Raw genomic sequence first — 15234 nt, forward strand, 5'->3', positions numbered from 1 at the left:
ACCGTTGATGCAGGTCAGGGCGGTGGGTCAGCCTAGCTGCTGGATCCGGATCAGGTTGCCCGCCGGATCGCGTACGGCGCAGTCGCGCACCCCGTACGGCTGGTCGGTTGGCTCCTGGACGACATCGGCGTCACCGGCCTGCAACCGCTCGAAGGCGCCGGCCAGGTCTTTGCTGGCCAGCAGAATACCGGCGTACGTCCCCTTTGCCATCATCTCGGCGATGGTCCGGCGCTCGTCGTCGGTGACACCGGGGTCGGCCGCCGGCGGGTGCAGCACGATGGAGACGTCGGGCTGTCCGGCGGGGCCGACGGTGAGCCAGCGCATCCCGTCGTAGCCGACGTCGTTGCGGACCTCGAAGCCGAGGGTGTCGCGGTAGAAGGCCAGGGAGGCCTCCGGGTCGGTGTGCGGCAGGAAGCTCGCGTTGATGGTGATGTCCATGCCGGTCACGCTAACTGCGGTTCGGCGGCCCGCGCTTCTCGATTCCTGATCGGTCTGGTGACCTGTCTGGCCAGGCAGGGCGGCAGCTCCGCGGTCGCCCGGTGCCGGTTGCGGTAGACGCCGGGCGGCACCCCGACCAGCTCGGTGAAGCGGGTGCTGAAGGTGCCCAGCGAGGCACAACCGACGGCGAGACAGACCTCGGTGACGCTCAGGTCGCCCCGGCGCAGCAGCGCCATCGCCCGCTCGATGCGCCGGGTCATCAGGTACGCGTACGGCGACTCACCGTAGGCGGCCCGGAACTGGCGACTGAGATGCCCGGCCGACAGGTGCACGCCCCGGGCCAGCGACTCGACGTCCAGCGGCTGCGCGTACTCCCGGTCGATCCGGTCGCGCACGCGCCGCAGCCGGGCCAGGTCGCGCAGGTGCTGCGCCTCGGCGGAATTCCTGCTCACCTGCCCGATCGTGCCACGTCCCGCACCGCCTGACTCCTGGGCATGCCGCTCAGAGTCCGCCGACGAAGGACCGCCAGGCATCCCGGCCGAAGCGGAGCACGGGCCCGTCCGGATCCTTGGAATCCCGAACCGCCAACCCGCCGGACAGGTCAGCCACCTCGACACAGTTCGACCCGCTTGCGCTGCTCCGGCTGCTCTTGCGCCACTGCATCGCGTGGACATCGAGAGCAGTCATCGCCTCGCCCCTAATCTGCAGGTCAATCCGGATAGCCCTCGGCCACCCGGGCAAGGAAGGCTGTCGACTCGTCCGGGTCGAGCGCCTTCGCGCGCAGGTGGTCGAACACGAGTCTATATCGCACCACCTGCTTCTCCTCCTCCAGAAGCAGCGTGCTGGAGTCGTTGTCGAGGTAGACCACGGTCGGGTCCAACAATGGGTCGGCATAGTCCAGCAGGGTGAAAGGACCGCCCATGGCCGCATGCGCCCCGGCGGCGAACGGCAGGATCTGCAGCTCGACGGTTGCCAGCTCGGAAACGTCAATCAGGCGTCGGAGTTGCGCCTTCATGACTCTCGGCCCACCGACGACACGACGCACCACCGCCTCGTCGAGCACGACCCACAGCCGGGGCGGTGCGTCTCGGGACAGGAGCACCTTGCGGCTGAGGCGAGCTGCCACCCGTCGGTCGACCTCGTCGTGGTCGGCGGTGGTGCGGCCGGCCTTGACGATGGCGCGGACGTACTCCTCGGTCTGCAGCAGACCGGGAACGTAGAGGCTCTCGAAGGCACTGATCGACGTCGCCTCGGCCTCGAAGCCAACGTAGTCGTCCGGCAGCACGTCGCCGTACGCACTCCACCAGCCCTTCTGCCGCGCCTGTCGGAGCAACCCGGTCAGCGACTCACGCTCCCCCTCGGAGGCGTCGTAGAGGTCGAGCAAGGACTGCATGTCCTTGGGCATCACCCGGGAGTGCCCGAGTTCGAAGCGGATCACCTTGGTCCGGTGCCAGCCCAGGATCTTGGCCACTTCCTCCGCCGTACGCCCGGTCCGGTCGCGTAGCCGACGAAGCTCGCGACGGAGCCGACGTGCTCGGATCGTCGGACTGGGCACCTGAGCCATCGCAGCCACCTCCACCAGGAGTCATCGATTCTTACCACACGGCTAAAAAAGAGTTCAAGCATCTCCGTCAGTAAACACAACGTTGCATTTTCTCTCCTCACGACGCAGACTGTCGGTAAGCGGTAGCACACAGAGCGGAAGGGGTGGGAGTGGACAGCAACGGATCTTCGTGCCGGAGGGTGCCCGGTGGCGGGTTCCAGGAGGAACTGGCTGCCGTGCTCGACCGGGCGGACGTCTCCGAGCAGGTGCGGGCCGCCGTCGCACACGCGCTGACCCGACGGGACCCGCTCTCGTCGTACGTCGAATCGTTGGTGGGCCGGTATGCGACCGAGCGGGAGCGGCGCTCGGGTCCGCCGCTGGTTCCCGCCTCGGTCGCGGACGCGCACCGACGGTGGACCCTGCACCTGAGTTACCTCGCCGACGACCTGCAGGCGGCCCGGGAGCAGGCGGTGGTCTACACGGAAGGGCTGATGATCCTGCGCCCGGAGCTACCCGGCGACGCCGCGCTGCTCTCTCGTGCCGACGCCTGGAACCAGGTCGAGCCGCTCTTCTGCGGCCTGCCCGGCCCGGACGGCGAGGTCTGCGCCGACGTCACCGGTCATCCCGGCTTCCACAGCGCAGCCGGCCTCGGCGGACTCTGCTGGGGCCACGGCGACACCCCGACCACGTCCTGACCGATGAGGATGCCAGCGGACGAACATCACCGATACGAGATCAGTCCTGACGGATTTCTCTCGATCAGGCTGCCGTCAGGGTTCACCGATGCGGTGATCGCGACCCGGTTGACGGTCTGGTTGGCCGCCGCCGGCCTGTCGGCGGACCGGATCGCCCAGGCCGTCGGGTTGGCGATCCCCGGCCGGGACGGTGGTGTCGGCGGACGGATTCCCGACCTGGTCGTGTGGAGCAAGGGCCAGGCCGACGGGGTGTGGCTGCCGGTCACCGACGTACGGCTCGTCGTCGAGATCGTCTCCCCCGGTTCCGAGGGCGTCGACACGGTGACCAAGCGCAACGAGTACGCCTTCGCCGGCATCCCGCAGTACTGGCTGGTGGAGCAGGACTCGACGCAGACCGTCACCATGCACCGGCTGGTCGGCGACCGGTACGTGACGCACGCCAGCATGCCGCTCGCCTGGCTGCTCAACACCGCCCCGGCCGAACACGACCTCGACTGAGCGCGGAGGTGTCGGTGCCCGCTCGTAGAATTCGCGGATGGTCTCCCCCACCGACGTGAGCGACCCCGCCGTGAACGACCCCGGCACGACCGGCGCCGACGCCAGCGACCCCGGCACCGGCGGCCCGACAGCGGCGCTGGACACCCTGCGGCGGGTCTTCGGCTACGACGAGTTCCGGGGCTTCCAGGCCGAGGTCATCGACCACGTGGTGGCCGGCGGGGATGCCCTGGTGCTGATGCCCACCGGCGGCGGCAAGTCGCTGTGCTACCAGATCCCGGCGCTGGTCCGCGACGGCGTCGCGGTGGTGGTCTCGCCGCTGATCGCGCTGATGCAGGACCAGGTCGACGCCCTGCGCGCGGTCGGGGTGAAGGCCGGGTTCCTCAACTCGACGCTGGACCTGGACACCCGGCGGCTGGTCGAGGCGGAGTTCGTCGCCGGTGAGATCGACCTGCTCTACCTCGCCCCGGAGGCGCTGGGCAGCCAGGCCACCCTCCGGCTGCTGGAGCGGGGCCGGATCGCGCTGTTCGCCATCGACGAGGCGCACTGTGTGTCGCAGTGGGGGCACGACTTCCGCCCCGACTACCTGACCCTGTCGATGCTGCACGAGCGCTGGCCGGACGTCCCCCGGATCGCCCTGACCGCCACCGCGACCAGCGCCACCCGGGCCGAGATCGCCACCCGGCTCCAGCTCACCGAGGCCCGGCACTTCGTGGCCAGCTTCGACCGGCCCAACATCCAGTACCGGATCGTGCCGAAGCGGGAGCCACGCAAGCAGCTGTTGGCGCTGCTGCGCGACGAGCACCCCGGCGACGCGGGGATCGTCTACTGCCTGTCCCGGGCCTCGGTGGACAAGACCGCCGAGTTCCTGGTCGCCAACGGGGTGGCCGCGCTGCCGTACCACGCGGGGTTGGACGCGGCGACCCGGGCCCGCAACCAGCAGCGGTTCCTGCGGGAGGACGGCCTGGTCATGGTGGCCACGATCGCCTTCGGGATGGGCATCGACAAGCCGGACGTCCGCTTCGTGGCCCACCTGGACCTGCCCAAGTCGGTCGAGGGCTACTACCAGGAGACCGGGCGGGCCGGCCGGGACGGGTTGCCGTCGACCGCCTGGCTGGCCTACGGGCTGCAGGACGTGGTCCAGCAGCGCAAGATGATCGACACCTCCGAGGGCGACCTGGCCCACCGGCGTAACCTCGCCGCGCACCTGGACGCCATGCTGGCGCTCTGCGAGACGGTCCGCTGCCGCCGGGGCCAACTGCTGGAGTACTTCGGCCAGCCGGCGACGGTGGCCTGCGGCAACTGTGACACCTGCCTGGAGCCGCCGGAGTCCTGGGACGGCACGGTGGCCGCGCAGAAGCTGCTCTCCACGGTGTTCCGGCTGGACCGCGAGCGCAACCAGCGCTTCGGCGCGGGGCACTGCGTGGACATCCTGCTCGGCAAGCAGAACGACAAGGTCACCCAGTTCCGGCACGACCAGCTGAGCGTCTTCGGCATCGGCACCGAGCTGCGGGACACCGAGTGGCGCGGGGTGGTCCGGCAGCTGCTCGCCGAGGGGCTGCTGGCCGTGGAGGGTGACTACGGCACCCTGGCGTTGACCGAGGCCAGCGCCGAGGTGCTGGGTCGCCGCCGGACGGTGATGATGCGCCGGGAGCCGGAGAAGCCGGTCCGCACCGCCAAGCCGCGCGGGTCGGCCACCGTCGTCGCCGAGCTGCCGGCCGGGGCCGCGCCGGTCTTCGAGCGGCTGCGGGCGTGGCGGGCGGCGACCGCCAAGGAACAGGGCGTACCGGCGTACGTGATCTTCCACGACGCCACCCTGCGGCAGATCGCCGCCGACGCCCCGACCTCCCTCGCGCAGCTGGCCACGATCAGCGGCGTCGGCGAGAACAAGCTGGCCAAGTACGGTGAGCCGATTCTCGCCGTGCTCGCCGAGGGTGATCACGCCGGCTGACCGTGGCTTGATCAGCTTTACTATCCTGCCCGCCATGCGACGCCGACAGCTCATCACCGCCACCCTGCTCACCCTCGGCCTGGCCGCCGCCGGCTGTGGAAGCAGCGACGGGGGTGCCGCGCCCGACGGGGGTGGTGACGGCGGCGCAGCGGAGACCGGCTCGTTCGTCGACCGGCTCGCCCTGCTGCCCGGCGCGGTGGCCCAGGGCGACGGCGGCATCCTGGTCACCATGGCCGACATCGAGGCGGCGGCGCGGGCGGCCGGGGTGAGTCCGCCCAGCGGCCCCGAGGACCAGGCGGCGGTGAGCGCCTACGTCAACGCGCTGACGAGCACGGGCACCCCCGGTGGGCCCACGCCGGCGGTGGCCGCCCTGTTGCCGCAGGGGGTCGGTCGGGGCGCGCTCGCCCGGGCCGGGGAGTTCCAGGCCGAGTTGGGCTGGTCGGTGCTGGACCTACGCTGGTTCGTGGAGTACCCGACCGCCCCGAGACCGCTCACCGTGGCCGGTGGCACCTTCACCACGGAACGACTCAGCGCCGCCATGGGCGAGGCCGACGGCGGGCGGTGGCGGGTCGGCGACGGCGAGGACCTGTCGATCGACCCGGGCGCACGCACCGTCGCCCGCCCGCTGGGCCAGCCGCTGACGCTCGCCCTGGACTCGGGCCGGCTCTACGTCTCCCCCGTCTCCGGGCACGTCCAGGCGGCGGTCGGGTCCACCGGCGACACCCTGGCCGACCTGCCCGAACTGCGGGCGCTGGCCGGGGCGATGGACACCCAGGGCGCGTACGCGACGATGCTCAGCGCCCGGGACAACTACCGGGGCGGCGGCGACAACCCGCTGCGCCCGTTCACCGGGGTCGCCACCGGGCTGGCCCACGACGGCGGGCCGGTCCTGCTGCTGGCCTACGCGCACGCCGACGCCGGCAACGCCGAGGCCAACGCGACCGCGCTGCGGACCCTGCTCACCGAGGGCAGCTCGGCGAGGACCCGTCAGCCCTGGTCGGAGTTGCTCTCCGTCACCGACATCACGGTCGACGGCAGCACGGTGGTGGCCCGGTTGACCCTGGGTCAGAGCCACCCCCAGCTCGCCTGGCAGCTGCTGACCAGCCGCGACTCCCTGGTCCAGCACGGCGGCTGACGGCTCGGGCACTCAGGCTTCGGTCTCCGTGCCGGTGAGGGCCTGGATGATCGCCTCGGCGGTGCGGCGGCCCACCCCGGGAACCTCGGTGATCTCCTCCACGGTGGCCGCCGAGAGCCGTTTGAGCGAGCCGAAGTGCCGCAGCAGCGCCTGCCGGCGCACCTCGCCGAGGCCGGCCACGCCGTCCAGCGCCGAGGCGGTCATCCGCTTGGAGCGGCGCTGCCGGTGGAAGGTGATGGCGAACCGGTGCGCCTCGTCCCGGATGCGTTGCAGCAGGTAGAGCGCCTCGGAGGTGCGGGGCAGGATGACCGGGAACTCGTCGTCGGGCAGCCACACCTCCTCCAGCCGTTTGGCCAGCCCGCAGAGCGCCACGTCGTCGACGCCCAACTCGGCCAGGGCCTGGGCGGCGGCGGCGACCTGCGGCGGGCCGCCGTCGACCACGACCAACTGCGGCGGGTACGCGAACCGGCGCGGCCGGCCGGTGGTGGGGTCGATGCCGGGGCGGTCCGGGTCGGCGGCGGTCTCCTCGCCCAGCTCCCCGGTCTCGGCGCGGGCGTCGAGGTAGCGGGCGAAGCGGCGGCGCAGCACCTCCGACATCGCCGACAGGTCGTCGGTGGCGCCCCGGACGATGAACCGGCGGTACTCGCTCTTGCGGGGCAGCCCGTCCTCGAAGACGACCATGCTGGCCACCACGTCGGTGCCCTGGATCTGGGAGACGTCGTAGCACTCGACGCGCAGCGGGGAGGTGCGCATGCCCAGCGCCTCGCCGATCTCGTCCAGGGCCTGGCTGCGGGTGGTCAGGTCACCGGCCCGCTTGAGTTTGTGCCGGGCCAACGCGTCACGGGCGTTGCGGGCGACGGTCTCCAGCAGGTCCTTCTTGTCGCCGCGCTGGGGCACCCGCAGGGTGACCCGGCTGCCCCGGCGGGTGGTCAGCCAGTCGGCCAGCGCCTCGGCGTCCGTCGGAAGCGCGGGCACCAGCAGCTCACGCGGCACGTCGGTCTCGCCCCGCTCGCCGCCGTAGACCTGGGTGCAGAAGTGGTGCACCAGGTCACCGGTGGTCAGCTCCTCGGTCTTCTCCACCACCCAGCCCCGCTGGCCCCGGATCCGCCCGTCCCGGACGTGGAAGACCTGCACTCCGGCCTCCAGCGGGTCGTCGGCGAAGGCGACCACGTCGGCGTCGGTGCCGTCGCCGAGCACCACGGCCTGCTTCTCCATGGCCCGGCGCAGCGCGGCGACGTCGTCGCGCAGCCGGGCCGCCCGCTCGAACTCCAGCGCCTCGCTGGCCTGTGCCATCTCGCGTTCCAGCCGACGGACCATCGGGTCGGCCCGGCCACCCATGAAGTCGCAGAACCCGTCCACGATGCGCCGGTGCTCAGCCGCGGAGACGCTGCCCACGCAGGGTGCCGCGCACTTGCCGATGTAGCCCAGCAGGCACGGGCGGCCGACCTGCCCGGCGCGCTTGAAGACCCCGGCCGAGCAGGTCCGCGCGGGGAAGACCCGCAGCAGCAGGTCGAGGGTCTCGCGGATCGCCCAGGCATGCGAGTACGGCCCGAAGTAGCGCACCCCCTTGCGCTTGGCCCCCCGCATCACCTGCAGGCGCGGGTACTCCTCGTCGACGGTGACCGCGAGGTACGGGTACGACTTGTCGTCGCGGTAGCGGACGTTGAACCTGGGGTCGTACTGCTTGATCCAGGTGAACTCCTGCTGGAGCGCCTCGACCTCGGTGCCGACGGTGATCCAGTCGACCGACTCGGCGGTGGTGACCATCTGCCGGGTCCGCTCGTGCAGGCCGAGCGGGTCGCCGAAGTAGGAGCTGAGCCGGGCCCGCAGGTTCTTCGCCTTGCCGACGTAGATGACCCGACCGGTGCCGTCGCGGAACCGGTAGACCCCCGGGGACTCCGGGATGGTGCCGGGCGCGGGGCGGTAGGTCGACGGATCTGCCACCCTGCCGACACTAGCCCCCACCACCGACAACCTCTCGCACGGTTCCCGGGGTATCGACTTCTTCCGATATCGACAGGCGTCGCTTACCATCCGGTAAGTGAAGGTTCTTCACGTCACCGCCGGTCACCCGTCCCGCGTCATGATCCCCAGCCGCCGGAGGATCACCATGCCCCGTCCCACCACCACCCGACTCCTGGCCGCCGCGACCACCGCCGTCGGCGTGGCCGCCCTGCTCGTGGCCACCCCCACCCCGTCCACCGCGACACCCGCCGATGCGACGCCCGCCGCAGCGCCCGCCACCGCCGCCGCGCCCGTGGACTACTGCCTCGGGCAGTGCGCGGAGATCCTGCCGCCGGGCCAGAACGGCAACGCGACCCTGGTCGAGATCCTCGCCCACCAGACCCTCGGCACCCTCCCCCGGCACTCCGCCGACCAGCTCGGCCGCTACGCCGACCTGGTCTACGGCTACGCCGGGCTGCGCGAGGACCAGATCGGCCAGTTCTTCCACGACGCCTCCTTCGGGGTCCCGGCCGGACAGGTCGAACGCTCCTACTCACCCCGCGCCGACGTGCGCATCGTGCGGGACCGGGCCACCGGCGTACCGCACGTCACCGGCACCACCCGGGGCGGCACCATGTACGGGGCCGGGTACGCCGGCGCCGAGGACCGGCTGTTCACCATGGACCTGCTCCGGCACGTCGGCCGGGGCACGTTGACCCCGTTCGCCGGTGGCGCACCGGGCAACCGGGCCCTGGAACAGAGTGTCTGGCGCACCTCGCCGTACACCGAGGCCGACCTGACCGCCCAGGTCGAGGCGCTGCGCGCCAAGGGCCCGCGCGGCCAGCAGCTCTACGCCGACGTGCAGGAGTACATCGCCGGCATCAACGCCTACATCGGCGTCTGCATGTCCCGCCGCAACTGCCCAGGCGAGTACGTGCTGACCGGGCACCTCGACGCGATCACCAACGCCGGCGGCCCGGAGCCGTTCCAGCTGACCGACCTGATCGCCATCGCCGGGGTGGTGGGTGGCCTCTTCGGCGGCGGAGGTGGCACCGAGATGCAGTCCGCGCTGGTCCGCATCGCCGCCCGGGCCCGCTACGGGCCGGCCGAGGGCGACCGGGTGTGGGCCGGCTTCCGCAACGAGAACGACCCCGAGACGGTGCTGACCCTGCACGACGGGCAGAGCTTCCGCTACGGCGACGCCGACCCGGACGCGCCGAGCGTGGTGCTGCCCGACGCCGGCACCGCCACCTTCGAACCGATCTTCACCGACCCGACCGGCTCCGCCCGTACCACCGCCGGCACCGGACGCGGCTCGGAGCTGGCCGCCGCGCTGTCCGGGCTGACCATCGACCCGGCGCACCGGGGAATGTCCAACGCGGCCGTGGTCTCCGCCGCACACTCCGCCACCGGCCACCCGATCGCGGTCTTCGGCCCGCAGACCGGCTACTTCTCGCCGCAGCTGCTGATGGTGCAGGAACTGCAGGGCCCCGGCATCAGCGCCCGGGGGGCCGCGTTCGCCGGGCTCAACCTGTACGTGCTGCTCGGCCGGGGACAGGACTACGCCTGGAGCGCCACCTCGTCGGTGCACGACATCACCGACACCTACGCGGTGCCGCTCTGCACCGCCGACGGCAGTACCCCCACCCTGGCCAGCAACCGGTACCGGTACCGGGGGCAGTGCCTGGCCATGGAGGAGCTGTCCCGGGTCAACCGGTGGACCCCGACGGTCGCCGACGGCACGCCGCCCGGGTCGTACAAGCTGGTCGCCTGGCGGACCCGGCTCGGCCTGGTCGGCTGGCGGGCCATGGTGGACGGACAACCGCACGCCTTCACCCAGCTGCGCTCCACCTACCGGCACGAGGCCGACTCGGCGATCGGCTTCCAGATGTTCAACGACCCCGCCCAGATGGGCTCCGCGGCGGCCTTCCGCACCTCGGCCCAGAACGTCGAGTACGCGTTCAACTGGTTCTACGTCAACTCCACCGAGTCGGGGTACTACAACTCGGGCCTCAACCCGTTGCGCGCCGACGGTACGAACCCGAACCTGCCGATGCGGGCCGACCCGGCGTACGAGTGGCAGGGTTTCGACCCGACGACGAACACTGCCCGCTACGCGCCCGCCGCCGCCCACCCGCAGTCGACCGACCAGGACTACTACGTCAGCTGGAACAACAAGCAGGCGAAGGACTTCGGTGCGGCCGACGGCAACTTCAGCTTCGGCGCGGTGCACCGCGCCGACCTGCTCGACCGGCCGTTGAAGGCGGCGATCGCGGCGGGGCGCACCTTCGACCGGGCCTCGTTGACCGAGCTGGTGCAGCGGGCCGGCCTGACCGACCTGCGCGGGGCCGAGGTGCTCGACGAGCTGATCCGGGTGCTGGAGAGCCAACCCGTCGGTGACCCCGCGCTGGCCGCCGAGATCGGTCGACTCAGGGCGTGGCGGGCCGACGGCGCGCTGCGGGTGGAGACCGCCAAGGGCAGCCGGGTGTACCGGCACGCCGAGGCGATCCGGACCTTCGACGCCTGGTGGCCGCTGCTGGTCCGGGCGATGTTCCGGGCCCCGCTCGGCGCGGAGCTCTACCAGGCGCTCGTCGACACCCTCCAGGTCAACGAGTCACCCTCCGGCCACCAGCGGGGCGACACCTCCACCCTGCCCACCTCGGCCAGCACCGCCCAGACCCACAAGGGCTCGGCTTTCCAGTACGGCTGGTGGGGCTATGTCGACAAGGACCTGCGTGCGGTGCTCGGCGAGCCGGTGGCCGGCGGTCCGGGGCGTACCCACTGCGGTGGGGGCAGCCTGACCGGCTGCCGGCAGCTGCTGCTCGACACCCTGGCCACGGCGGCGGCGACCCCGGCGACCGTCACCTACCCCGGCGACGACAGCTGCCCCGCGGGCGACCAGTGGTGCGCCGACGCGATCGTCCAGGCGCCGCTGGGCGGCATCACCCACGCCACCATCGCCTGGCAGAACCGCCCCACCTACCAGCAGGTCGTCTCCTTCCCCACCCAACGGTAAGGAAGGGCCCCTGCTTAACGCTTTCGGTATAGCAGGGGCCCCTTCTTAACCTGAGGGGAGCGCGGGACCGGCTCGGCTAGGCCAGGGTGATGTCCTCGCCGGAGACGGTGACCTCCTTGGCGGCCAGCGGCCTGGTGGCCGGGCCGCCCTGGACCGAGCCGTCGGTGATGGAGAACTTGCTGCCGTGGCAGGTGCAGTTGATGGTGCCGCCGTCGACGTTGGACACCGGGCAGTTCTGGTGGGTACAGATCGGGTCGAAGGCCTTGAACTCCCCCGCGGTGGGTTGGGTGACGACCACGCCCTGCGGGGCGAAGACCTTCCCGCCGCCGACCGGGATGTCGGCGGTCTTGGCCAGCACCGCCGCGCCGTCGCCGGGGGAACCGTCGCCCCCGGTGGAGCCGTCGCCGTCGGGCTCGTTGTCGGTGGTCGCGGTGGGCCGGTCGCTGCCGCAGGCGGTCAGCACGACGGCCGCCCCGAGGGCACCGGCCCCCGCCAGCAGGGTCCGCCGCGTCTGCGTGACCGGGGCGTCGAACACCTGGTCGTCACTCATGTCTGGCTCCCTCTCTCGGCTGCCGCACCGTGGTGATCGCGGCCTCTCCTGCGTACACGGATGGTGATGGGACCCAGTTCACCCCGAAAGCCTGGGAAATGCCTGAGTGGCCCGTGGTTGTCCGGTCAGCGGGCCTTGGCGGGAGTCCGGCGGGTCGACCGCGACGGGCCGTTGGCGGCACCGGCCGCCTTGCCGGCGCCGTCGGCCGCCGCACCAACCGTCTTACCGGCACCGTCGACCACCGCGGCACCAGCGGCCTTGCCGGCACCAGCAGCCTTGCCGGTGCCATCGGCCTTGCCGGCACCAGCAGCGCGGCCGGCCTTGGTGCCGGTGGCCTTGGTGCCGGTGGCCTTGGTGCCGGTGGCCTTGGTGGCCTTGGTGCTGGTGGCCTTGGTGGCCTTGGTGCCGTTGGCCCTGGCCGCCCGGGTGGTGGCCGCCGCCGCGCCCCGGGCTGCGCCGTCGAGCTTGAGCACCGGACGCAGGAACTGACCGGTGTGGCTCTCGGCGACCTCGGCGACCTCCTCCGGGGTGCCGGTGGCCAGCACCAGACCGCCCCGGTGCCCACCCTCGGGCCCCATGTCGATCAACCAGTCGGCGGTCTTGATCACGTCGAGGTTGTGCTCGATGGTGATCACCGTGTTGCCCTTGTCGACCAGGCCCTCCAGGACCATCAGCAGCTTGCGGATGTCCTCGAAGTGCAGCCCGGTGGTCGGCTCGTCGAGCACGTAGACGGTCCGCCCGGTGGAGCGCTTCTGCAGCTCCGAGGCGAGCTTGACCCGCTGCGCCTCGCCACCGGAGAGCGTCGGCGCGCTCTGACCCAACCGGACGTAGCCCAGACCGACGTCGACAAGCGTCTTCAGATGCCGGTGGATGGCCGGGATGGCGGAGAAGAACTCGGCCGCCTCCTCGATCGGCATCTCCAGCACGTCGGAGACGGTCTTGCCCTTGTAGTGCACCTCCAGGGTCTCCCGGTTGTACCGGGCGCCCTTGCACACCTCGCAGGGCACGTACACGTCGGGCAGGAAGTTCATCTCGATCTTCAGGGTGCCGTCGCCGGAGCAGGCCTCGCAGCGGCCACCCTTGACGTTGAACGAGAACCGGCCCGGCCCGTACCCCCGGACCTTGGCCTCGGTGGTCTCGGCGAAGAGCTTCCGGACGTGGTCCCAGACCCCGGTGTAGGTGGCGGGGTTGGAGCGCGGGGTCCGGCCGATCGGCGACTGGTCCACGCCGACGACCTTGTCCACGTGCTCCAGGCCACTGACCCGGGTGTGCCGGCCGGGCACCAGCCGGGCGCCGTTGATCTGGTTGGCCAGCACCGCGTAGAGGATGTCGTTGACAAGCGTCGACTTGCCGGAGCCGCTGACCCCGGTGACCGCGATCAGCTGACCGAGCGGGAACGACACGTTCAGGTTGCGCAGGTTGTGCTCCCGGGCGCCGTGCACCACCAGCTCCCGGCCGGCGGTCTGCGGACGCCGCCGCGCCGGGGTGGGGATCTCCCGCCGCCCGGACAGGTACGCCCCGGTCACCGACTCCGGGTTGGTCAGCAGCTCCGGCACCGAGCCGGAGTGCACGATCCGACCGCCGTGCTCGCCCGCGCCGGGGCCGATGTCGACGATCCAGTCGGCGGTGCGGATGGTGTCCTCGTCGTGCTCCACCACGATCAGCGTGTTGCCGAGCCCGCGCAGCCGGATCAGCGTCTCGATCAGCCGGTGGTTGTCCCGCTGGTGCAGGCCGATCGACGGCTCGTCGAGCACGTAGAGGACACCGACCAGGCCGGAGCCGATCTGGGTGGCCAGCCGGATGCGCTGGGCCTCCCCGCCGGAGAGGGTGCCGGCCGCCCGGTCCAGGGAGAGGTAGTCCAGGCCCACGTCGAGCAGGAACCGCAGCCGGGCGTTGATCTCCTTGAGCACCCGCTCGGCGATCATCTTCTGCCGGTCGGTCAACTCGATGCCGGCCAGCAGGTCGGCCGCCTCCCCCACCGACAGGTTGCAGACCTCGGCGATGCTGCGGCCGGCCAGGGTGACCGCGAGCACCTCCGGCTTGAGCCGGGCCCCGCCGCAGGCCGCGCAGGGCACGTCACGCATGTAGCCCTCGTACTTCTCCCGGGACCACTCGCTCTCGGTGTCGGTGTGCCGGCGTTCGATCCACTGCACCACGCCCTCGAAGCCGGTGAAGTAGGAGCGCTCGCGGCCGTACTTGTTGCGGTACCGCACGTGCACCTGGTCGTCGGAGCCGTGCAGGATCGTCTTCTGCGCCCGCGACGGCAGCGCCCGCCAGGGCGTGTCCAGGTCGAAGTGCTCGGCGTCGCCGAGGGCCTCCAGCAGCCGGAGGAAGTACTCCAGGGTCTGCCCGCCGGACCAGGGCTGGATGGCGCCCTCCCGCAGGGACCGCTCCGGATCGGGAATGAGCAGCTCCGGGTCGACCTCCTTCTTGGTGCCCAGACCGGTGCACTCCGGGCAGGCGCCGTAGGGCGCGTTGAAGGAGAAGACCCGGGGTTCCAGGTCCTCGATCGCCAGGGGATGGTCGTTGGGGCAGGCCAGGTGCTCGGAGTAACGCCGCTCCCGGTCCGGGTCGTCCTCGGCCAGGTCGACGAAGTCGAGCAGTACGATGCCGCCGGCGAGCCCGAGGGCGGCCTCCACCGAGTCGGTCAGCCGCTGCTTGGCGCTGGCCTTGACGGTGAGCCGGTCGATCACCACCTCGATGGTGTGCTTCTCCTGCTTCTTGAGCTTCGGCGGCTCGGTCAGCGGGTGCACCACCCCGTCGATGCGGGCCCGGGCGTAGCCCTTGGACTGCAGCTCGGCGAAGAGGTCGACGTACTCGCCCTTGCGGCCCCGGATCACCGGGGCGAGCACCATGAACCGGGTGCCCTCGGCCATGGCGAGGACCCGGTCGACGATCTGCTGGGGGCTCTGCCGGGAGATCAGCTCCCCGCAGACCGGGCAGTGCGGCACCCCGACCCGGGCGAAGAGCAGCCGCAGGTAGTCGTAGACCTCGGTGATCGTGCCCACGGTGGAGCGCGGGTTGCGGGAGGTGGACTTCTGGTCGATGGACACCGCCGGGCTGAGGCCCTCGATGAAGTCGACGTCCGGTTTGTCCATCTGGCCGAGGAACTGCCTGGCGTACGACGACAGCGACTCCACGTACCGACGCTGCCCCTCGGCGAAGATCGTGTCGAAGGCCAGGCTGGACTTGCCCGAGCCGGAGAGCCCGGTGAACACGATCAGGGCGTCCCGAGGCAGGTCGAGACTCACGTCACGCAGGTTGTGCTCGCGCGCGCCACGGATGATCAGACGGTCGGCCACGGTACGTGTGCTCCCGGGTGCAGAAGATGAGGCGGGTCTGTGCCGCTCTGGCGGGATCTGTACGGCTCTGATGGATCCGTACGGCTTTGTGGACTCCGTACGGGGGATCCGCGAGCGGTTGTCGGGGCGCAGGAAGACGCCTCGGCAACTCTAGCCCCGAGGTAC

11 protein-coding genes and 1 pseudogene are annotated in these 15234 nt (G+C 71.4%); 5 read left to right on the forward strand and 7 right to left on the reverse strand.

Features of this window, described 5'->3' with window-relative positions; all coding sequences use genetic code 11:
- Window positions 1–27: 27 nt before the first annotated feature.
- From ACN28G_RS15985 to ACN28G_RS16000, 4 genes are read right to left on the reverse strand one after another with little or no spacing between them, the layout of a single operon-like run.
- On the reverse strand, window positions 28–438 hold the full coding sequence (locus ACN28G_RS15985; RefSeq protein WP_175440593.1) for a VOC family protein: 411 nt from the start codon (window positions 436–438) through the stop codon (window positions 28–30).
- A 5-nt stretch (window positions 439–443) separates the two neighbouring features.
- Window positions 444–890: a helix-turn-helix transcriptional regulator gene (locus ACN28G_RS15990; RefSeq protein WP_091440786.1), complete on the reverse strand. Its 447-nt coding sequence runs from the start codon at window positions 888–890 to the stop codon at window positions 444–446.
- A gap of 49 nt (window positions 891–939) precedes the next feature.
- Window positions 940–1125 (reverse strand): DUF397 domain-containing protein, encoded by a 186-nt coding sequence (locus ACN28G_RS15995; protein WP_091446726.1) that lies wholly within the window; start codon window positions 1123–1125, stop codon window positions 940–942.
- Window positions 1126–1147: 22 nt separating this feature from the next.
- A complete protein-coding gene (locus ACN28G_RS16000) occupies window positions 1148–2002 on the reverse strand; it encodes a DUF5753 domain-containing protein (protein WP_091446727.1) in 855 nt (284 codons plus the stop codon).
- 179 nt (window positions 2003–2181) lie between these two features.
- Here ACN28G_RS16000 and ACN28G_RS16005 point away from each other — a divergent pair, with 179 nt between their 5' ends.
- Genes ACN28G_RS16005 through ACN28G_RS16020 form a run of 4 tightly spaced genes read left to right on the forward strand, consistent with a single transcriptional unit; the run spans window position 2182 to window position 6257 of the window.
- Entirely contained in the window at window positions 2182–2676 is a 495-nt protein-coding gene (locus ACN28G_RS16005) for a hypothetical protein (RefSeq protein WP_229688201.1), read from the forward strand.
- Between the two features lie 9 nt (window positions 2677–2685).
- Window positions 2686–3174 carry a Uma2 family endonuclease gene (locus ACN28G_RS16010; protein WP_229688240.1) on the forward strand — a complete coding sequence of 163 codons (489 nt, stop codon included), beginning with the start codon at window positions 2686–2688 and terminating at the stop codon, window positions 3172–3174.
- Window positions 3175–3211: 37 nt separating this feature from the next.
- Window positions 3212–5122: a DNA helicase RecQ gene (recQ, locus tag ACN28G_RS16015; protein WP_421479544.1), complete on the forward strand. Its 1911-nt coding sequence runs from the start codon at window positions 3212–3214 to the stop codon at window positions 5120–5122.
- Between the two features lie 34 nt (window positions 5123–5156).
- Entirely contained in the window at window positions 5157–6257 is a 1101-nt protein-coding gene (locus tag ACN28G_RS16020) for a hypothetical protein (RefSeq protein WP_091440799.1), read from the forward strand.
- Between the two features lie 12 nt (window positions 6258–6269).
- On the opposite strand, the gene uvrC is transcribed toward ACN28G_RS16020, so the two are convergent.
- Complete coding sequence (uvrC, locus tag ACN28G_RS16025; RefSeq protein WP_091440802.1) at window positions 6270–8201, reverse strand: excinuclease ABC subunit UvrC; 1932 nt, start codon at window positions 8199–8201, stop codon at window positions 6270–6272.
- Between the two features lie 166 nt (window positions 8202–8367).
- On the opposite strand from uvrC, the gene ACN28G_RS16030 reads away from it, so the two are divergent.
- A complete protein-coding gene (locus ACN28G_RS16030) occupies window positions 8368–11217 on the forward strand; it encodes a penicillin acylase family protein (RefSeq protein ID WP_421480922.1) in 2850 nt (949 codons plus the stop codon).
- A 76-nt stretch (window positions 11218–11293) separates the two neighbouring features.
- On the opposite strand, the gene ACN28G_RS16035 is transcribed toward ACN28G_RS16030, so the two are convergent.
- Both ACN28G_RS16035 and uvrA read right to left on the reverse strand, forming a co-directional pair.
- Complete coding sequence (locus ACN28G_RS16035) at window positions 11294–11767, reverse strand: Rieske (2Fe-2S) protein (RefSeq protein WP_091440806.1); 474 nt, start codon at window positions 11765–11767, stop codon at window positions 11294–11296.
- A gap of 347 nt (window positions 11768–12114) precedes the next feature.
- A pseudogene (gene uvrA / locus ACN28G_RS16040) lies at window positions 12115–15069 on the reverse strand (excinuclease ABC subunit UvrA); the annotation flags it as partial.
- Window positions 15070–15234 lie beyond the last annotated feature (165 nt).

The sequence above is a fragment of the Micromonospora sp. WMMA1923 genome, assembly GCF_049179195.1.
GTDB classification, from domain to species: Bacteria; Actinomycetota; Actinomycetes; order Mycobacteriales; family Micromonosporaceae; genus Micromonospora; species Micromonospora yangpuensis.

Bases quoted from the DNA above. Each gene is read 5' to 3' on its own strand.
- ACN28G_RS16035 (WP_091440806.1), bottom strand. From the start codon at position 11,767: ATGAGTGACGACCAGGTGTTCGACGCCCCGGTCACGCAGACGCGGCGG.
- ACN28G_RS15995 (WP_091446726.1), bottom strand. From the start codon at position 1,125: ATGACTGCTCTCGATGTCCACGCGATGCAGTGGCGCAAGAGCAGCCGG.
- ACN28G_RS15985 (WP_175440593.1), bottom strand. From the start codon at position 438: ATGGACATCACCATCAACGCGAGCTTCCTGCCGCACACCGACCCGGAG.
- ACN28G_RS16030 (WP_421480922.1), top strand. From the start codon at position 8,368: ATGCCCCGTCCCACCACCACCCGACTCCTGGCCGCCGCGACCACCGCC.
- ACN28G_RS16000 (WP_091446727.1), bottom strand. From the start codon at position 2,002: ATGGCTCAGGTGCCCAGTCCGACGATCCGAGCACGTCGGCTCCGTCGC.
- recQ (WP_421479544.1), top strand. From the start codon at position 3,212: ATGGTCTCCCCCACCGACGTGAGCGACCCCGCCGTGAACGACCCCGGC.
- ACN28G_RS16010 (WP_229688240.1), top strand. From the start codon at position 2,686: ATGCCAGCGGACGAACATCACCGATACGAGATCAGTCCTGACGGATTT.
- ACN28G_RS16020 (WP_091440799.1), top strand. From the start codon at position 5,157: ATGCGACGCCGACAGCTCATCACCGCCACCCTGCTCACCCTCGGCCTG.